Below are 16,969 nucleotides of genomic sequence, written 5' to 3'. Positions count from 1 at the left end.
GCGCTCTCCACGGCCCCGTGAAACGTCGGGAGGCGGAGTTCGTGGGGCCGTTGCGTCAGCCGCGGCACCTCGAGATCACGCCGTCCCGCTTCGCGTCCTGACCCATCTGGCGGGCCGTGGCGACGTAGGGCAGGACGACGCTCTGGCCGCTGATGTTGCCGATGCTGCCCTGCACGACGCAGTTGGTCACCTTGGCCGGGTCGATGTCGGCGAGCACGTGCCCGAGCCTGAAGAGCTGGACCGGCGACAGGTCGGTGTGGAGGTTCTTCATCACGGAGACCACGCCTCGGGCGAGGAAGCCCGGCCTGGCCCGGTTCTGCCGCACCTTCCGCTGGATCGCCTTCACCACGACCTGCTGGTGCCCGGACCGGTCGAAGTCACCCCGCAGGAGTGCGTGCCGGATGCGCGAGTAGGCCATGGCGTCGTACCCGCCGAGGTGCAGGCGCCCGGCCTTGAACCCCTTGGGCTTGAGCGGGTTGTCGGCGAAGAAGGACCGGTTGACGATGTCGACCCCGCCGATGCCGTTCACCAGGCTCTCGAACTTCGGGAACCTGGTGATGAAGACGTAGTCCGGCTGGATGCCGATGAGCCTGCCCACCGTCTGGCCGAACACCCTCGGGCCGCCGAAGTAGAGCGCCGAGTTGATCTTGTTCATGCCGTGGCCCGGGATGTCGACCCACGAGTCACGCGGGACGCCGAGGATGGCCGCCGCGCCGGTCCTCGTGTTGATGCCGACCATCTGGATGGCGTCACCCCGGCTGCGGGTCATGTCCTCGCCCGGGCGCGCGTCGGACCCCACGGCGAGCACCCAGATGACGTCGCGCCCGATGTCGATGCCCTTGGCGTGCTCGGTGGCCACGAGGACCATGTCGGGCGCCTGCGTGGTGTCGTCGGGAACGGCCAGCACGGTCAGGCCGAGTACGCCGGCCAGCGCGGCGGTCACCACCAGGCGGCGGCCGAGCAGCCGCCCGAGTGCGTGCTTGATCCTGCTCATGCCGGCGTCCTCGCGATCTCGTAGCCGAAGATCTTCCACCCGTTGCCGACCGGCGTGAGGTCGACGGTGCCGGCGACCTGCTGCGACCCGGTCAGGGTCCCGGTGGTGTCGAAGGCGAGGCGGACCGTGGCCGTCACGCCCACCGGCCGCTGGTCGAGTGACAGCACGTCGAGGCTGATCACCCGCTTGGTGGCCGTCGCCGTGTCGATGCGGCTGGAGATCGCAGCGTTGGACATCAGCGCCAGGTCACGGTGCGCCTTGGCCGCGGCGCCGGCGGTGAACCCGGCGAACGCGGCCGAGTAGTCGGTCCGCGGGAACCGGCCGAGGTAGGCACCGTCCAGCCAGCGGCCGACCACCGTGCCGACCGCCTGGGCGAGGGCGACCCGTCGGGCGCCGTCGAGCCGACCGGTGACCGTGGCGACCGTCGCCTCGGGGGCGGCCGGGGCGGTGGTCGCCGAGGGGCTGGCGGCGCTCGTCGACCGGCCGCCTGTGGGCTTGTCGTCGCTCCCGCCGCTGCACCCGGCGAGTGTGATCCCGCACACCAGAACGGCCGCGGCGACCCTTGCGGTGCCTCGTCTCATCGCTGTCCGATCTTCTGTTCGTGTGGTGTCCACGACACCTTGCATGAAAGAGGACCCCGACGCCTGCATTTGCTGGCATGGGGGTCTAGCCTTGACGTCCGGAACTCGTTCCCCAGCAGACAGCGCGCTCATTCCGGAAGAGGCGATCCAAGCCGTGCCGCAGCCTTCAGGCAACCCGACCACCAGTTCGACCGAGATCCCCGCCGAATTCGGCGCGAACGAGTGGCTCGTCGAGGAGATGTACGAGCAGTACCAGAAGGACCCGGGGAGCGTGGATCCCGTCTGGAAGAAGTTCTTCGAGGCCGGCAACGGTGCCCCGGTCACGCCTTCCTCGGGCAGCAACGGCAACACCAAGCAGGCCACGCCGGCCGGGCAGGCCCCCGCCGCTCCCGCAGACACGTCGTCTCCCGCCCCGGCCACCCAGGCCGCCCCGGCCACCCAGGCACCTCCGGCCACCCAGGCCGCTCCGGCCGCCGCCTCCCCCGCGCCCGCGCCGGTCGCGAAGCCGCGCCCCGACAACACCAAGGCCGCCGAGCCGGCCAAGGGCACCACCAACCCGGTCCCGAAGGAGTCGCCGAAGCCGGCCCCCGCGAAGGCCGGGGACCAGCCGACCTACACCGTGCTCCGCGGCGCGCCCATGCGTACCGCGCAGAACATGGACATCTCGCTGACGGTGCCGACCGCGACCTCGGTCCGCGACGTGCCCGTCAAGCTCCTGTGGGACAACCGCACGGTCATCAACAACCACCTCGCCCGCGCCCGCGGCGGCAAGGTGTCCTTCACCCACCTCATCGGCTACGCCCTGGTGCAGGCGGTCAAGGCCATGCCGGAGATGAACGTCGGCTACGACGTCATCGACGGCAAGCCGAACCTCATCACGCCGGCCCACATCAACCTCGGTCTCGCGATCGACGTCCCGAAGCCGGACGGCAGCCGGCAGCTGCTCGTCCCGAGCATCAAGGGCGCCGAGACGATGGACTTCGCCGCGTTCTGGGCCGCCTACGAGGACCTGGTCCGCAAGGCCCGCGACAACAAGCTCACGGTCGACGACTTCCAGGGCACCTCGATCAGCCTCACCAACCCGGGCGGCATCGGGACGGTCCACTCGGTCCCGCGGCTGATGAAGGGCCAGGGTGCCATCATCGGCGTCGGCGCGATGGAGTACCCGGCCGAGTGGCAGGGCGCCAGCGCCGACGCCGTGGCCAAGAACGCCATCAGCAAGGTGATGACGCTGACGTCGACGTACGACCACCGCGTCATCCAGGGTGCCCAGTCGGGTGAGTTCCTCAAGAAGATGCACGAGCTGCTGCTCGGCAAGGGCGGCTTCTACGACGACATCTTCCGGTCGCTGCGGATCCCCTACACCCCGATCCGGTGGAACGTCGACGTCGCGACCAGCCACGACGACCAGATCAGCAAGCAGGCCCGCGTCCTCGAGCTGATCCACGCGTTCCGGGTGCGCGGCCACATGATGGCCGACACCGACCCGCTCGAGTACAAGCAGCGCAGCCACCCCGACCTCGAGGTCGAGAACCACGGCCTCACCCTGTGGGACCTCGAGCGCGAGTTCCCGACCGGCTCCTTCGGTCGCGAGGACCGGCCGTTCATGAAGCTGCGCGACATCCTCGGGATCCTGCGCGACTCCTACGTCCGCACCACGGGCATCGAGTACATGCACATCCAGGACCCCGAGCAGCGCCGGTGGATCCAGGAGCGCGTCGAGCGTCCGCACGAGAAGACCCCGCGCGAGGAGCAGCTGCGCATCCTGCTGAAGCTCAACGAGGCGGAGGCCTTCGAGACCTTCCTGCAGACGAAGTTCGTCGGCCAGAAGCGGTTCTCCCTCGAGGGCGGCGAGACCACCATCCCGGTCGTCGACGAGATCTGCGAGGCGGCCGCCGAGGCCGGGCTCGACGAGGTCGCCATCGGCATGGCGCACCGCGGCCGGCTCAACATGCTCGCCAACATCGTGGGCAAGTCCTACAACCAGATCTTCCGCGAGTTCGAGGGCAACATCGACCCGCGCACGGTCCAGGGCTCCGGCGACGTGAAGTACCACCTCGGTGCCGAGGGCGAGTTCGTCGCCGGCTCGGGCGACACCATCAAGGTGTCGATCGCCGCGAACCCGTCGCACCTCGAGACCGTCGACCCGGTCCTGGAGGGCATCGCCCGCGCCAAGCAGGACGTGCTCAACCAGGGTGAGGCGTTCCCGGTCCTGCCGCTCCTGGTGCACGGCGACGCCGCGTTCGCCGGCCAGGGCGTGGTCGCCGAGACGCTCAACCTCTCGCAGCTGCGTGGCTACCGCACCGGCGGCACCGTGCACGTGGTCATCAACAACCAGGTCGGCTTCACCACCTCCCCCGGCTCGTCGCGCTCCTCGCTCTACGCGACCGACGTCGCCCGGATGGTGCAGGCGCCGATCTTCCACGTCAACGGCGACGACCCCGAGGCCTGCGTCCGGGTGGCCCGGCTGGCGTTCGAGTACCGCCAGGCGTTCCACAAGGACGTCGTCATCGACCTCGTCTGCTACCGCCGCCGCGGTCACAACGAGGGCGACGACCCGTCGTTCACGCAGCCGCTCATGTACGACCTCATCGAGCAGAAGCGGTCGGTCCGCAAGCTCTACACCGAGTCCCTCATCGGTCGTGGCGACATCACGATCGAGGAGGCCGAAGAGGTCCTGCGCGACTACCAGAACCAGCTCGAGCGCGTCTTCACGGAGGTCCGCGAGGCCGACAAGGCCCCCGAGGCCTGGACGACCGTCCCGGACTACCCGGACAAGCCGGCCGCCGAGACCCAGACGGCGGTGACACCCGAGGTCCTCAAGCGGATCGCCGACGCCTACGTCACCCCGCCGGAGGGCTTCACCGTCCACCCGAAGGTGATGCCGCAGCTGCAGCGCCGCGCGACCTCGATGACCGACGGCAACATCGACTGGGGCACCGGCGAGCTGATCGCCTTCGGCTCCCTGCTGATGGAGGGCCGCCCCGTCCGCCTGGCCGGCCAGGACTCGCGCCGCGGCACGTTCGCGTCCCGCTTCGCGACGATCATCGACCGGGTCAACGCCGACGAGTGGACGCCGCTGGCCAACCTCACCGAGGACCAGGCCAAGTTCTACGTCTACGACTCGCTGCTCAGCGAGTACGCCGCCCTCGGCTTCGAGTACGGCTACTCGGTCGCCCGCCCGGAGGCGCTGGTGCTCTGGGAGGCGCAGTTCGGCGACTTCGTCAACGGCGCCCAGACGGTCATCGACGAGTACATCTCGTCCGGCAAGACCAAGTGGGGCCAGGACTCCGGCGTCGTGCTGCTCCTGCCGCACGGCTACGAGGGACAGGGCGCCGACCACTCCTCGGCCCGGATCGAGCGGTTCCTCATCCTCGCCGCCGACGAGGCGTTCGTGGTCGCCCAGCCGTCCACCCCGGCGTCGTACTTCCACCTGCTCCGGCGGCACGCCCTCGGCGAGTTCCACCGGCCGCTCATCGTCTTCACCCCGAAGTCGATGCTGCGCCGCAAGGAGGCCGCGTCGCAGCCCGGTGACTTCACCACCGGCTCGTTCCAGACGGTCATCGGGGACACCGCGGCCGACCCGGCGAAGGTCGAGACGCTGCTCCTCTGCTCCGGCCGCGTCACCTGGGACCTCATGGTGGAGCGCGGCAAGCGCGAGAACGGCGAGGCGTTCGCCGTCGCCCGCGTCGAGCAGCTCTACCCGTGGCCGGTCGAGGAGCTCAAGGCGGAGATCGCGAAGTACCCGAACCTCAAGCGGGTCCGCTGGGTCCAGGACGAGCCGTCCAACCAGGGACCGTGGCCGTCGTACGCGCTCAACGTGCTGCCGCACCTCGGCATCGCCGTCGAGCCGGTGACCCGCGCGGCGTCGAGCACGACCGCTGTCGGCACCGTCAAGCGCCACCTCGCCGAGCAGTCGGTGCTCATGGACCAGGCCTTCGCCTGATCGCCTGAGTCCGTCTCTCGGACGTGGAACGAGGGGCCGGTCGACGACCGGCCCCTCGTTCGCATTTGGGAGGATGCCTCCATGTACTTCACCGACCGCGGCATCGAGGAGCTGGAGAGGCGCCGAGGCGACGAGGAGGTCACCCTCGCGTGGCTCGCGGAGCAGCTCCAGACGTTCGTCGACGTCCACCCCGAGTTCGAGACCGCCGTCGAGCGGTTCGCGACCTGGCTCGCCCGGCTCGACGACCCCGAGGACTGAGCGCGCCGGTGTCCGGCCGCTGACCCGGATCAGCGCGGGCTGACCTGCACCTCGGGGATCGTCGCGTCCGCCGGCAGGTCGATCACCGACACGAGCGCGTCGACGACGGTCTCCGGCCGGATCCAGTGGGACTCGTCGTAGTCCTTGCCCTCTTGGCGGTGGACCTTTTCCTGCATCGGCGTCGCCGTGCGCCCCGGGAAGACGCTGGTCACCCGCACGCCGTGGTCGCGCTCCTCGAGCCGGAGCGCGTCGGCGAGGGCTCGCAGCCCGAACTTCGAGGCCGCGTACGCCGCCCAGCCGGGGTTGGCCCGCAGACCGGAGCCCGAGTTGACGAAGATCGCGGTGCCGCGGGCGGCCCGCAGGGCGGGGAGCGCCGCCCGGGTGAGGAGCGCGGGAGCCACCAGGTTGACCGCCAGCTGGTCGGTCCATGCCGCTTCGTCGAGCTCGGCGACCGCGCCGAGCTCGACGACACCGGCGGCGTGCACGAGCGAGTCGAGCCGGTCGGGGAGGTCGAGCCCGGCGATCGCCGTACTGTCCGCGAGATCGGCGACGATGAGCCGGGCGTCCGGGAACTCCTCGGTGACCTTGGCGGGATCGCGGACGACAAGCCACAGCTCGTCGCCCCGACGGCTGAGCCGACGGGCGAGCTCGCGGCCGATGCCGGAGCCGGCACCGGTGAGCAGGTGCCTTCGCCGGACCGAGCCCGTCGGGGTCATCGGGTGAGCACGATCTTGCCGAACAGGTCGCCCTTCGCCATCGCCTCGAAGCCGGCGCGCGCGTCGGTCATCGGCAGCACCCGGTCGACCAGCGGCCGGGTGCCGGTCGCGTCGAGCAGCTGGACCAGCGACGCCAGCTCCGCCTTGGTGCCCATGGTCGAGCCGACGACCCGGAGCTGCAGGAAGAAGATGTGGGTGAGCATCGTGTCGTCGGGGTTCGGGCCGGAGGTGGCGCCGGAGATGACGATCACGCCGCCCGGGCGCAGCGACCGGATCGTGTGCGCCCAGGTCGCGGCGCCGACGGTCTCCATGACCGCGTCGACCTTGACCGGCAGCCGCTCGCCGCTGGCGAAGACGTCGTGGGCGCCGATCTCGAGCGCCCGCTTGCGCTTGGTCTCGTCGCGGCTGGTGGCGTAGACCCGCAGACCGCCGGCCCTGGCCAGCGTGATGAGCGCGGTCGCGACGCCGCCGCCCGCGCCCTGCACGAGGACGCTGTCGCCGGCCTTGAGGTTCCCCTGCGTGAACAGCATGCGGTAGGCCGTCAGCCAGGCCGTCGGAAGGCACGCGGCCTCCTCGAACGAGAGCCCCGCGGGCTTGGGGACGAGATTGCGGCGCGGCACGACGACCTTGTCCGCGAACGTCCCCTGATGCCGCTCGGACAGCAGCGAGCGCTTCGGGTCGATCGTCTCGTCGCCCGTCCAGTCGGGCGAGCTGATCACCGAGTGGACCACGACCTCGTTGCCGTCCTCGTCCAGGCCGGCCGCGTCGCAGCCGAGGATCATCGGCAGGGCGTCCTCCTTGAGCCCCTGGCCCATGAGCGACCACAGGTCGTGGTGGTTGAGGCTGGCGGCCTTGACGCTCACCGTGGCCCAGTCCTGCCCCGAGGTCGTCGAGGGGTCGGGCGCCACGGGGTCGGGGCGCTCACCGACCACCAGGCCGCTCAGCGGGTCGTCACGGGAGATGGACTGCGCGTAGACGGCGAACATGTGTCCCAACCTAGCGAGAGGGCGAACCGGTCAGGCGCGCGCGACACCGTCCTCGCGGGCGGCCTCGGCGACGGCGGCGGCGACGGCCGGACCGACGCGCGGGTCGAACGGCGAGGGGATGACCATGTCCTCGGCGAGCTCGTCGCCGACCAGGCCGGCGAGCGCCTCGGCGGCGGCCAGCTTCATGCCCTCGGTGATGGCGGTGGCGCGCGCGTCGAAGGCACCGCGGAAGATGCCCGGGAAGGCCAGGACGTTGTTGATCTGGTTGGGGAAGTCCGACCGCCCGGTCGCGACGACCCGGGCGTAACGCCGCGCCACGTCCGGATGGACCTCCGGATCGGGGTTGGCCATCGCGAAGACGATCGAGTCGACCGCCATCGTGGCCACCGCCTCCTCGGGCACCGTGCCGCCCGAGACGCCGATGTAGACGTCGGCGCCGACGAGCGCCTCCTCCAGGGTCCCGGACCGGCCGTGCCGGTCCGCCGTGAGCTCGGCGAGGGCTCGCTTGACGGGCGTCAGGTCGGCGCGGTCGGAGCTCACGACGCCCTTCCGGTCGGTGACGCAGACGTCCTTGACGCCGGCCTCGACGAGGATCTTCGCGATCGCCACGCCGGCGGCGCCGGCTCCGGAGATCACGACCCGCGTCGACTCGACCGTGCGTCCGGTGAGCCGCAGCGCGTTGCGCAGGGCGGCGAGGGTGACGACGGCTGTGCCGTGCTGGTCGTCGTGGAAGACCGGGATGTCCAGGCGCTCCTTGAGCCGGTCCTCGATCTCGAAACAGCGCGGCGCCGAGATGTCCTCGAGGTTGATGCCGCCGAAGCTAGGCGCCATCCGGACCACCGTCTCGACGATCTCGTCGACGTCGGTCGTGTCGAGGCAGATCGGGATGCCGTCGACGCCGCCGAACTGCTTGAACAGCACGGCCTTGCCCTCCATCACCGGCATCGCGGCGGACGGGCCGATGTCACCGAGCCCGAGGACCGCCGTGCCGTCCGTGACGACGGCGACCGTGTTCGGCACCCACGTGTAGCGCTGGGCCAGGGACGGATCCTCGGCGATCGCCGAGCAGACCCGGGCGACGCCGGGCGTGTAGGCCATCGAGAGCTCGGCCGTGCCGGTCAGCGGGACCGAGAGCGCGACCTGCATCTTGCCCCCGCGGTGGAGGTCGAAGACCGGGTCGCCGGCGTACGGGTGGGCGAAGTCGTTCATGGGAGGAGTGCTTTCTGACGCGGCCAGGGACGAGAGTGACCTGTGAGCTGGTGGCCGCCCGGGGTGTCAGGCGAGGTCGACGCGAGGGTGATCGCGGACGTGTCGGGATGTTGGCCCGGTTCGTCGAGTCTCGCACAGCCACCGGTCAGCCCGACCGGATCGTCCCTATGGGATGGCTCACAGCACCCGCGGGCGCGGCCACCACCTGGCGAGTACGACGCCCAGCACGTCGGCCTCGGCGATGACCCCGCGGTGCCGCGAGTCGACGCCCACGTCGGGGTCGTCGCTGAGCAGCCACCAGCCGGGCGTGCCGGCGGGCGTCGTACGCCTCTCGGCGGCCCGCTTGACCGCCACCGTCCCGTCGGGGAGACGGGCGACGACGACGTCGCCGGGTCGGGGTGGGCGGCGGTAGGAGACCAGCAGCCGATCGCCCGCAGCGAGGGTCGGACGCATGGACGCACCGCGGACCCGAGCGAGGCCCAGCGGGGCCTCTGACCAGGAAGTGGGTACCCGTGGAGAGCGGCGCGACACGCGGAGTAGTGTCGCAGCCGACGCTTCCGTTCCACGACGAGAGGACCCGCATGTTCGCGCGACTGTTCGCACCGACGCTCGAGGTCTCGGCACACTGCGACCTGCCCTGCGGTGTCTACGACCCCGCCCAGGCCCGCATCGAGGCCGAGTCGATCAAGGCCATCATCGCGAAGGCCAACGACAGCTCCGACCCTGACTTCCGCACCCGCGCGGTGATCATCAAGGAGCAGCGCTCGGAGCTCGTGAAGCACCACCTGTGGGTGCTCTGGACCGACTACTTCAAGCCGCCGCACTTCGAGAAGTACCCGCAGCTGCACACCCTCTTCAACGAGGCCACCAAGCTCGCGGGAGCGTCCGGCACCAAGGGCACCCTCGACGGCGCTGTCGCCGACCAGCTCCTGGCGAAGATCGACGAGATCGCCGAGATCTTCTGGGAGACCAAGAAGGCCTGAGCTCTGGCACTCGCCGAGTTTGTCGGGGCCGGCTCCGGGGTAGGAACCCTGGAACCGGCCCCGTCGCCTGTGAGGAGGGCAATCATCGCCAGCGACACGACCGCCGACGTCGAGCTCCGGCTCCCGACCGACGGCGCGTTCATCTCCGTGCTGCGCACGGCCACCGCGGGACTCGCCGCTCGGCTCGACTTCACGCTCGACGACCTCGAGGACGTCCGGATGGCCGTCGGCGAGGCGGCCGCGCTCGTGCTCGAGGCGGCCGACCCGGGCGCGGACCTGACGACCCGCTTCTGGCTGCGCCCGCACGAGCTCACGATCACCGTCGCCACCCCCGCCCGCGCCGCGACGGCGCCGGCGGCCGACAGCTTCGCGTGGACCGTCCTCACGACCCTCGCACGGGAGGCGACGGTCAGGGCCGAGCCGGGCATCTTCGAGATCACCCTCCTGGCCGGATCGTCCATCGGCCGCACCGAGCCGCACCTCGGAGCCGGCCGCTGACATGATCGACGCGTCGACTCCGGACGAGCAGGCCGGGGAGGGGTACGACGGGGTCAAGCGCCGCAGCGCGGCGCTCTTCGCCGTGCTGGCCGATGAACAGGCCGGCACGCCGGCCCACTCCTCCGCACGGGACGAGCTGGTCGCGCTGCACCAGCCGCTGGTCGAGCACTGCGCTCGGCGGTTCCGCAACCGCGGCGAGCCCTACGAGGACCTGCTCCAGGTCGGGGCGATCGGCCTGCTCAAGGCCATCGACCGCTTCGACGCCGACCGCGGCGTCGAGTTCTCGACCTACGCCACCCCGACGATCCTCGGGGAGATCAAGCGCCACTTCCGCGACAAGGGCTGGGCGATCCGGGTGCCCCGGCGCCTGCAGGAGCTCCGGATGCAGATCGCCGCCGCGAGCGCCGACCTCACCCAGACCCTGGGTCGCTCCCCCACCGCCCCCGAGCTCGCCGCCGCGATGGAGTGCAGCGTCGAGGAGATCGTCGAGGGCCTGGAGTCGGGGAACGCCTACGCGACCCTCTCCCTCGACGCCGGCGACGACGCCGAGGACGGCGCGGCGACGATCCTCGACGGCATCGGGATCGACGACGTCAACCTCGCCCACATCGACCTGCGGGAGTCGATCAAGCCGCTGCTCGAGGAGCTCGGCCACCGGGAGAAGCGGATCCTGCTGCTCCGGTTCTTCCGCAACATGACCCAGTCGCAGATCGCTGACGAGATCGGCGTCTCGCAGATGCACGTCTCGCGGCTGCTCAGCCGCACCCTCGCCCAGCTGCGGGAGGGTCTCGCCGAGGAGTAGGCCGACTCAGTCGTCCTCGTCGTGCGGTTCCAGGGCGGCGAGGCTCGCCGGGGCGAACAGCGCGGCGAGGATCGCGGCGGCGAACACCCCCAGCGGTACGGCGACCGCCGGGGTGTCGCGCCAGTTCCAGGCCAGGCCGAGCTGGATGAGCTGGGCGAGCACGACGGGGCTGCGGGCCCACGAGACCAGGCGGAGCAGCCCGTAGGCGCACAGCAGCAGCGCGCCGGCGTACACGAGGAAGAAGACGGCGGTCGTCACGCCCATCGTCAGCCGGCCGACGCTCAGGCTCGACAGCTCGAGCACCGCGAGCACGATGAGGGCGAGCGCCTCGAGCGCGACGAGCGCGACCGCCACCGAGAGGGTCGCGGGCCGGGAGGTGTGGCGTGCGGCACTGCTGGTCACCGGTGCAGCCTACGAGGGGGCTTGCCCACCCGGCAGACCGCCTCGGCGCGCCGAGGGCAGGCGGTGATCCAACACACCAAGATTCACCCTTGTTTAACGTGCCAAATCTGGGAAAACTAGACCGGTGCGCTCGTGAAGGCGTTCACACTCGCCCCGAGCCTTGCGGAACCGACGATCCGGAGCCGCGCCCCCCGACATTCGAAGGAAAGAGGGATCCCCCAGCCATGGATTGGCGCCATCGTTCGGCGTGCCTCGACGAGGACCCGGAACTCTTCTTCCCCATCGGGAACACCGGTCCGGCGATCCTCCAGATCGAGGAGGCCAAGGCCGTGTGCCGTCGGTGCGAGGTCCGCGAGCAGTGCCTGCAGTGGGCGCTCGAAGCGGGTCAGGACCACGGCGTCTGGGGTGGGCTGAGCGAGGACGAGCGGCGTGCGCTCAAGCGGCGCAACGCCCGTGCCCGCGTCCGCACCAACGTCTGAGGTGGTCATCGCCCCAGCGGCACGCTGATCTCGGCACGCGCGCCGGTGCCCCCGGGTCGGTTCTCCAGGCTCAGCCTGCCCCCCAGCTCCGACTCCACCAGCGTCCCCACGATCGACAGCCCCAGGTTCGTCGACGTGGACAGGTCGAACCCGTCCGGCAGTCCGCGACCGTCGTCGTCCACCGTCACGGTCAACAGATCGGTGCTGCGGTGCACCCGGACGACGATCTCGCCCGGCTCGGCCGAGTCGGGCGACCGGACCTCCGGGTAGCCGTGCTCGACGGCGTTCTGCAGCAGCTCCGTGAGCGCCATCGCCAGCGGCGTGGCCACCTCGGACGCGAGCCCGCCGAAGCTGCCGTCGCGCCGGACCCGCACCGTCGCGCCGATGCCGCCGACCTCGCCGAGCGCGGAGCCCACCCGGTCGGCGATGTCGTCGAACTCGACGACCTCCTCGACCGCCTGGCTGAGCGTCTCGTGCACGATCGCGATCGACCCCACGCGACGGACCGCCTCCTCGAGGGCTCCCTTCGCCTCGGCGGAGTCGATCCGGCGCGCCTGCATCCGCAGGAGCGCGGCGACCGTCTGCAGGTTGTTCTTCACCCGGTGGTGGATCTCCCGGATGGTGGCGTCCTTGGTGACCAGCTCGCGGTCGCGGCGACGCAGGTCGGTGACGTCGCGGACCAGGACGAGGGCGCCGATGTGCTCCCCGTCCGGTCGCAGCGGGATGGCTCGCACGATGAGCGAGACGAGCTCGGTGCCGATCTCGGTGTCGCGGTGGGCGCGGCCGCCGAGGACGGCGCTCAGGGTCTCCTCGTCGGGACGGTTGCGCGGCGGCACCAGCTCGCGGGTGACGTCGGCGAGCGCGAGGCCGGCCAGGTCGCCCGAGAGGCCGAGCCGGCGGAAGGCGGAGAGCGCGTTCGGGCTGGCGTACTCCACGAGGCCATCGGCGTCGACGCGCGCCGCGCCGTCCCCGACCCGCGGCGTGTCCGCGTGGTCGCTGCGCTGCCCCGACGACGGGAAGTAGCCGTTCGCGATCATCTGCGTGAGGTCGGCGGCGGTCTGTAGGTAGGTCAGCTCGAGGCGGGACGGGGTCCGCACGCCGAGCAGGTTGGTGTTGCGCGCGATCACGGCGATGACGCGCCCGACCCGGCGCACGGGGATGACCTCGACCCGCACCGGGACGTTGTCACGCCACTCCGGATCGCCCTCGCGGACCAGCCGACCCTGGGAGTAGGCGATGTCGAGCAGGGGACGGCGGCCGACCGGGACGAAGGTGCCGAGCACGTCGTCGACGTACGCCGTCGGGCCGGTCGTCGGGCGCATCTGGCCGCCCGCCCAGAACCCCTGCCCGTCGCGGTCCGGGAGCCAGAGCACGAGGTCGGCGAAGGAGAGGTCGGCGACGATCTGCCAGTCGGCCATGAGCAGCTGCAGCCAGGCGACATCGGCCTCGTCGAGGTCGGTGTGGCTGCGCACCAGCTCACTCAAGGTCGGCACGGCGTCAGCGTATTCGGCACGATGTGGGGGCAGCCGGAGGGGTCTGACAGGATGGACGCATGGCGGCGATTTCGGGGTCGGGGTCGTACTGGGAGAGCGTGCGGGCAACCGGTCTCGCCGTTCCCTCCGACCGTCCCCTTGGCGATCTGACCGCCGATCTGACCCGGATGCTGGGCGATCCGGACCCCGAGATCCGCGAGGGAGTCGCAGTCCCGACCCTCGTCACCTGGATCCAGCGGGGCGTCTACGACGACCTCCTGCCCGGCCTCGGTGACGGCATGGCCGCGGGTCTGCGTGTCGGGCTGGCCGAGCCCGGGACCGACGCCGTCTTCCGTCGCAGCTGGTCCTCCGTCGTGCTCGCGGCCTGCGTGGAGCGCGACAACGGGCGCCCGCTCGTGCCTGGCGGCAAGGTGCTCGAGTGGGGTGACCGGTTGGCCACCTGGCTCCTGCGCGAGCGCGACCTGCGCGGGTTCGTGGTCGGCCGCGGCTGGGCGCGGGCGGTGGCCCACGGGGCCGACGCGCTCGCCGTGCTCGCCCGCTCGCCGCACGTCAGCCGGCCCGAGCTGACGGTCGTGCTCGACGTGGTCGCCGACCGTGTGCTGGCTCGCACGGACGTCGTCTTCGGCCTCGACGAGGCCGATCGGCTCGCGGGCACCACCATGTCGGTCCTGCGGCGCAACGTGCTGCCCCTGAGCGTGCTCGAGCCGTGGGTGGCACGGGTGGCCGCCAACGCGACGCTGCCGGTCGAGGGTGCCGACCGGACCGCCGTGGCGGTGGCCGGCAACGCGCAGTCCTTCCTGCGGTCCGTGCACCTGCAGCTGGCACTCGGTCACCAGCAGCCCGAGGTACGCGCCGACCTCCTCCTCGTGGTCATCGACGCGCTGCGCCAGAGCAACCGCGACCTCTGACCCGGCCGCAGAGACAGAAGACCCCGCACCGGTGATCCGGTACGGGGTCCTGCTGCGCTGTGAAAGCTCAGTGAGCGGCGCTCAGCTGTTGGGGCGCTTGCCGTGGTTCGCGCCCTTCTTGCGGCGCGCGCGGCGCTTGCGGCCGGTCTTGCCCATGGTGTCCTCCTGAATCCTGTGCCCGTTCCCGGGGCGTCCTGCGGGTGCTGCCCGCGACACGGGCCGAAGGACAGTCTCTCAAACCGTCCCCGTTGCTGTGAAATCAGCCCTCGGTGGTGGTGATCTCCACGCGGACCTGCTGGAGCCGGAGCATGACCTTGTCGCGCAGCTCGCTCGGGGCGTGCTCGGCGCACGAGCGGGCCACGACGGCCTTCATGGTGCGCTGCAGGTCGTACTTCTCGAGGCACGGGTTGCACGAGTCCAGGTGCTTGCGCACCGCTGTGCAGTCGGCCTCGGCCAGCTCGTTGTCGATGAAGAACACGATCTGCTCGAAGAAGTCGGCGCACTCGGCTGCCGAGGGGTCCTGCCGGTCGTTCATTTCTTGTCCTCGCTCGCCGTGCCTGCGGGCAGCAGGTCGTTCTCGCGCACGTAGTCGGAGAGCAGGTCGCGCAGCTGACGGCGACCGCGGTGCAGTCGCGACATCACGGTCCCGATGGGAGTGTCCATGATCTCGGCGATCTCCTTGTAGGCGAAGCCCTCGACATCGGCGAGGTAGACCGCGAGCCGGAACTCCTCCGGCAGCCGCTGCAGCGCCTCCTTGACCTGGCTGTCGGGCAGGTGCTCGAGCGCCTCGGTCTCCGCCGACCGGAGTCCGGTCGAGCTGTGCGCCTCCGCCCGCGCGAGCTGCCAGTCCTCGACGTCCTCGGACATCGACTGCTGCGGCTCACGCTGCTTCTTGCGGTAGCTGTTGATGAAGGTGTTGGTCAGGATCCGGTAGAGCCACGCCTTGAGGTTGGTGCCCGGCCGGAACTGGTGGAAGGAGGAGTACGCCTTGGCGAACGTCTCCTGGACCAGGTCCTCCGCGTCCGCGGGGTTCCGGGTCATCCGCATCGCTGCCGAGTAGAGCTGGTCGAGATAGGGCAGCGCGTCCCGCTCGAACCGGCTCGTGCGGTCCGCCTCGGACTCGGTGGAGACGTCCACCGGCGCAGAGGGGTCGACGGCACCGCCGAGGTCGCTGAAGTCAGAGTCACTCATCGTGGCCCAGCCTACGCGGTGAGACAGCGGCACACGCGTGGCCACTGGGCGCTCGAGCAGGAGGGTCATGTGGAGGGAACGCGACCGCGGCCCTGACCATTCCCGTCCGGGTCGGCGGGACCGACGACCTCGCGCACCAACCACTCCAGCGTCGACTCGACGAGCACCGCCAGCGCGTCCTCCTGGCTGATCGGGTTGCGCTTGCCGACCTTCAGGGAGTGGTCGGCGCCGGGGATGACGGCCACGTCGACGCCGGTCAGCTCCGGGAACTCGTCGGGACGCCCGAACTGGTCCTTCTCCCCCTGCACGACGAGGGTCGGCACCCGGACGTTCCGCAGCTCGTCGGCGCGCGAGGTCTCGGGCTTGCCCGGCGGGTGCAGCGGGAAGGCGATCGCCAGGCAGCCGGCGGCACCCAGCGAGCGCGCGGTCCGCGCCGCCGATCGCGCTCCCGCGGACCGCCCGCCCACGACGAGCGGGGTCCGCACCCGCATCCAGTTGGCCGCGAGCGTGAGCGCGGCGTCGAGGGTGTGCGGCGGGGTCGCGATCCGGCGTCCGGCCAACCGCCACGGCTGCTCGAACCTGACCACGGTGATGCCCTGCGGGGGCAGCGCCTTGTCGAGCGCCTCGAGGTCAGCGGTGTCGATCCCGTTGCCGGCGCCGTGGCTGAGCAGCACGGTCGCCACGGGGCGGCGGGCCCGGCGGGTCACGAGCAGACCCTCGCCGTACGGCGTCTCGATGCGCGTCCTGCTACCCATCCGTCCCCCGCGGGTCAGGGACCTCCGCGGGCACCCCTTCGGCGGGAAGGGGCTCGACCAGCTCGGGACCGTTGTTGTCGGCACTGTTGACCTGGGTGGAGACCGGGTAGGCCTCGAGCCGGCCGGGCGCCGCCGGGACGAGCAGGTCGAGGCTGGCCCCGCTGGTCGGGTCGAGCCACTCGGCCCAGCGCTCGCGCTCGACCATCAGCGGCATCCGGTCGTGGATGCGGCCGAGGTCGTCGGGTGCGTCGGTGGTGATGACCGTGCACGACCACAGGAACGGGTGCGGGTCGTCGTCTGCCTTCGAGGGGTCGCGCCAGATCTCGTAGAGGCCCGCCATCGCGAGCACGCCGCCGTCGCGGGGGCGGATGAAGAACGGCTGCTTCAGCGGCTTCCCCGACCTCGTCTTCTGCTGGGTGGGGTACCACTCGTAGTAGCCATCGGCCGGCAGCAGGCAGCGCCGGGACGCGAACGCCTTGCGGTACGCCGGCTTCTCGGCCACCGACTCCATCCGGGCGTTGATCATCCGGTTGCCGATGGAGCGGTCCTTGGCCCACGACGGCACCAGACCCCAGCGCAGCGCCCGCAGCTGGCGCTCCTGCGGCCGGTCCTCCCGGGGCGGCCGCTCGAGGACCGCGTAGACCTCCTTCGTCGGCGCGACGTTCCAGTCGGCGGGAAGGAGCTCGTCCACGCGCAGCTCGTCGACGCCGAACTCGTCGGCCAGCTCACCGGCGGCCCGGCTGGAGGCGTAGCGACCACACACGGCGC

The 16,969-nt window shown here is 71.1% G+C and carries 19 protein-coding genes; 7 read left to right on the top strand and 12 right to left on the bottom strand.

What is annotated here, in order from left to right; translation table 11 throughout:
• Nucleotides 1-55 precede the first annotated feature (55 nt).
• Entirely contained in the window at nucleotides 56-994 is a 939-nt protein-coding gene (locus QDS12_RS14425; protein ID WP_279879937.1) for an LCP family protein, read from the bottom strand.
• Nucleotides 991-1,575 carry a hypothetical protein gene (locus QDS12_RS14420; protein ID WP_279879934.1) on the bottom strand — a complete coding sequence of 195 codons (585 nt, stop codon included), beginning with the start codon at nucleotides 1,573-1,575 and terminating at the stop codon, nucleotides 991-993. Before QDS12_RS14420 ends, QDS12_RS14425 begins: the two co-directional genes overlap by 4 nt.
• Before the next feature lie 154 nt (nucleotides 1,576-1,729).
• On the opposite strand from QDS12_RS14420, the gene QDS12_RS14415 reads away from it, so the two are divergent.
• Both QDS12_RS14415 and QDS12_RS14410 read left to right on the top strand, forming a co-directional pair.
• Nucleotides 1,730-5,521: a multifunctional oxoglutarate decarboxylase/oxoglutarate dehydrogenase thiamine pyrophosphate-binding subunit/dihydrolipoyllysine-residue succinyltransferase subunit gene (locus tag QDS12_RS14415; RefSeq protein ID WP_279879932.1), complete on the top strand. Its 3,792-nt coding sequence runs from the start codon at nucleotides 1,730-1,732 to the stop codon at nucleotides 5,519-5,521.
• A gap of 81 nt (nucleotides 5,522-5,602) precedes the next feature.
• On the top strand, nucleotides 5,603-5,779 hold the full coding sequence (locus QDS12_RS14410) for a DUF6104 family protein (protein WP_279879929.1): 177 nt from the start codon (nucleotides 5,603-5,605) through the stop codon (nucleotides 5,777-5,779).
• A gap of 29 nt (nucleotides 5,780-5,808) precedes the next feature.
• Here QDS12_RS14410 and QDS12_RS14405 read toward each other — a convergent pair whose 3' ends face one another.
• The 4 genes from QDS12_RS14405 to QDS12_RS14390 all read right to left on the bottom strand — a co-directional run bounded on the left by QDS12_RS14405 (nucleotide 5,809) and on the right by QDS12_RS14390 (nucleotide 9,221).
• A complete protein-coding gene (locus QDS12_RS14405) occupies nucleotides 5,809-6,495 on the bottom strand; it encodes an SDR family oxidoreductase (RefSeq protein WP_279879926.1) in 687 nt (228 codons plus the stop codon).
• On the bottom strand, nucleotides 6,492-7,481 hold the full coding sequence (locus tag QDS12_RS14400) for a zinc-binding dehydrogenase (RefSeq protein WP_279879923.1): 990 nt from the start codon (nucleotides 7,479-7,481) through the stop codon (nucleotides 6,492-6,494). Before QDS12_RS14400 ends, QDS12_RS14405 begins: the two co-directional genes overlap by 4 nt.
• Before the next feature lie 30 nt (nucleotides 7,482-7,511).
• Nucleotides 7,512-8,690, bottom strand: coding sequence for an NADP-dependent malic enzyme (locus QDS12_RS14395; protein WP_279879920.1), 1,179 nt, complete (start codon nucleotides 8,688-8,690; stop codon nucleotides 7,512-7,514).
• 177 nt (nucleotides 8,691-8,867) lie between these two features.
• Entirely contained in the window at nucleotides 8,868-9,221 is a 354-nt protein-coding gene (locus QDS12_RS14390; RefSeq protein WP_279879917.1) for a S24/S26 family peptidase, read from the bottom strand.
• Nucleotides 9,222-9,271: 50 nt separating this feature from the next.
• Between QDS12_RS14390 and sodN the strand changes: the two genes are divergently transcribed.
• The 3 genes from sodN to QDS12_RS14375 all read left to right on the top strand — a co-directional run bounded on the left by sodN (nucleotide 9,272) and on the right by QDS12_RS14375 (nucleotide 10,973).
• On the top strand, nucleotides 9,272-9,673 hold the full coding sequence (gene sodN, locus QDS12_RS14385) for a superoxide dismutase, Ni (protein WP_279879914.1): 402 nt from the start codon (nucleotides 9,272-9,274) through the stop codon (nucleotides 9,671-9,673).
• Between the two features lie 69 nt (nucleotides 9,674-9,742).
• The gene (locus tag QDS12_RS14380; protein ID WP_279879911.1) at nucleotides 9,743-10,171 is read left to right on the top strand and encodes an anti-sigma factor; all 429 of its coding nucleotides are present in this window, start codon (nucleotides 9,743-9,745) and stop codon (nucleotides 10,169-10,171) included.
• Nucleotide 10,172: 1 nt separating this feature from the next.
• On the top strand, nucleotides 10,173-10,973 hold the full coding sequence (locus QDS12_RS14375) for an RNA polymerase sigma factor SigF (protein WP_279879908.1): 801 nt from the start codon (nucleotides 10,173-10,175) through the stop codon (nucleotides 10,971-10,973).
• Between the two features lie 6 nt (nucleotides 10,974-10,979).
• On the opposite strand, the gene QDS12_RS14370 is transcribed toward QDS12_RS14375, so the two are convergent.
• Nucleotides 10,980-11,375: a hypothetical protein gene (locus QDS12_RS14370; RefSeq protein ID WP_279879904.1), complete on the bottom strand. Its 396-nt coding sequence runs from the start codon at nucleotides 11,373-11,375 to the stop codon at nucleotides 10,980-10,982.
• A gap of 224 nt (nucleotides 11,376-11,599) precedes the next feature.
• Between QDS12_RS14370 and QDS12_RS14365 the strand changes: the two genes are divergently transcribed.
• Nucleotides 11,600-11,854 carry a WhiB family transcriptional regulator gene (locus QDS12_RS14365; protein ID WP_279879901.1) on the top strand — a complete coding sequence of 85 codons (255 nt, stop codon included), beginning with the start codon at nucleotides 11,600-11,602 and terminating at the stop codon, nucleotides 11,852-11,854.
• Between the two features lie 5 nt (nucleotides 11,855-11,859).
• Here the strand turns inward: QDS12_RS14365 and QDS12_RS14360 are convergent, their stop codons facing one another.
• Nucleotides 11,860-13,347, bottom strand: coding sequence for a PAS domain-containing sensor histidine kinase (locus QDS12_RS14360; protein ID WP_279879899.1), 1,488 nt, complete (start codon nucleotides 13,345-13,347; stop codon nucleotides 11,860-11,862).
• 59 nt (nucleotides 13,348-13,406) lie between these two features.
• On the opposite strand from QDS12_RS14360, the gene QDS12_RS14355 reads away from it, so the two are divergent.
• Entirely contained in the window at nucleotides 13,407-14,255 is an 849-nt protein-coding gene (locus QDS12_RS14355; protein ID WP_279879897.1) for a DUF2785 domain-containing protein, read from the top strand.
• A 259-nt stretch (nucleotides 14,256-14,514) separates the two neighbouring features.
• Here the strand turns inward: QDS12_RS14355 and rsrA are convergent, their stop codons facing one another.
• The 4 genes from rsrA to QDS12_RS14335 form a co-directional block, all read right to left on the bottom strand.
• Complete coding sequence (gene rsrA, locus QDS12_RS14350; RefSeq protein ID WP_279879895.1) at nucleotides 14,515-14,790, bottom strand: mycothiol system anti-sigma-R factor; 276 nt, start codon at nucleotides 14,788-14,790, stop codon at nucleotides 14,515-14,517.
• Nucleotides 14,787-15,446, bottom strand: a complete 660-nt coding sequence (locus tag QDS12_RS14345) for a sigma-70 family RNA polymerase sigma factor (RefSeq protein ID WP_279879892.1) — start codon at nucleotides 15,444-15,446, stop codon at nucleotides 14,787-14,789. Before QDS12_RS14345 ends, rsrA begins: the two co-directional genes overlap by 4 nt.
• A gap of 65 nt (nucleotides 15,447-15,511) precedes the next feature.
• Nucleotides 15,512-16,201, bottom strand: coding sequence for an alpha/beta family hydrolase (locus QDS12_RS14340; protein ID WP_279879890.1), 690 nt, complete (start codon nucleotides 16,199-16,201; stop codon nucleotides 15,512-15,514).
• Nucleotides 16,194-16,964, bottom strand: coding sequence for an SOS response-associated peptidase (locus QDS12_RS14335; protein WP_279879887.1), 771 nt, complete (start codon nucleotides 16,962-16,964; stop codon nucleotides 16,194-16,196). The genes QDS12_RS14340 and QDS12_RS14335 overlap by 8 nt, the downstream gene beginning before the upstream one ends.
• Between the last annotated feature and the right edge of the window lie 5 nt (nucleotides 16,965-16,969).

The organism is Nocardioides sp. CER19 (genome assembly GCF_029846275.1).
Lineage (GTDB): Bacteria > Actinomycetota > Actinomycetes > Propionibacteriales > Nocardioidaceae > Nocardioides.
The sequence above is the reverse complement of the archived record's forward strand: the minus strand, read 5'-3'. Positions and strand labels throughout refer to the sequence as shown.

Bases quoted from the DNA above. Each gene is read 5' to 3' on its own strand.
- QDS12_RS14410 (WP_279879929.1), top strand. From the start codon at position 5,603: ATGTACTTCACCGACCGCGGCATCGAGGAGCTGGAGAGGCGCCGAGGC.
- QDS12_RS14365 (WP_279879901.1), top strand. From the start codon at position 11,600: ATGGATTGGCGCCATCGTTCGGCGTGCCTCGACGAGGACCCGGAACTC.
- rsrA (WP_279879895.1), bottom strand. From the start codon at position 14,790: ATGAACGACCGGCAGGACCCCTCGGCAGCCGAGTGCGCCGACTTCTTC.
- QDS12_RS14355 (WP_279879897.1), top strand. From the start codon at position 13,407: ATGGCGGCGATTTCGGGGTCGGGGTCGTACTGGGAGAGCGTGCGGGCA.
- QDS12_RS14405 (WP_279879926.1), bottom strand. From the start codon at position 6,495: ATGACCCCGACGGGCTCGGTCCGGCGAAGGCACCTGCTCACCGGTGCC.
- QDS12_RS14375 (WP_279879908.1), top strand. From the start codon at position 10,173: ATGATCGACGCGTCGACTCCGGACGAGCAGGCCGGGGAGGGGTACGAC.
- QDS12_RS14340 (WP_279879890.1), bottom strand. From the start codon at position 16,201: ATGGGTAGCAGGACGCGCATCGAGACGCCGTACGGCGAGGGTCTGCTC.
- QDS12_RS14420 (WP_279879934.1), bottom strand. From the start codon at position 1,575: ATGAGACGAGGCACCGCAAGGGTCGCCGCGGCCGTTCTGGTGTGCGGG.
- QDS12_RS14345 (WP_279879892.1), bottom strand. From the start codon at position 15,446: ATGAGTGACTCTGACTTCAGCGACCTCGGCGGTGCCGTCGACCCCTCT.
- QDS12_RS14425 (WP_279879937.1), bottom strand. From the start codon at position 994: ATGAGCAGGATCAAGCACGCACTCGGGCGGCTGCTCGGCCGCCGCCTG.
- QDS12_RS14395 (WP_279879920.1), bottom strand. From the start codon at position 8,690: ATGAACGACTTCGCCCACCCGTACGCCGGCGACCCGGTCTTCGACCTC.
- QDS12_RS14400 (WP_279879923.1), bottom strand. From the start codon at position 7,481: ATGTTCGCCGTCTACGCGCAGTCCATCTCCCGTGACGACCCGCTGAGC.
- sodN (WP_279879914.1), top strand. From the start codon at position 9,272: ATGTTCGCGCGACTGTTCGCACCGACGCTCGAGGTCTCGGCACACTGC.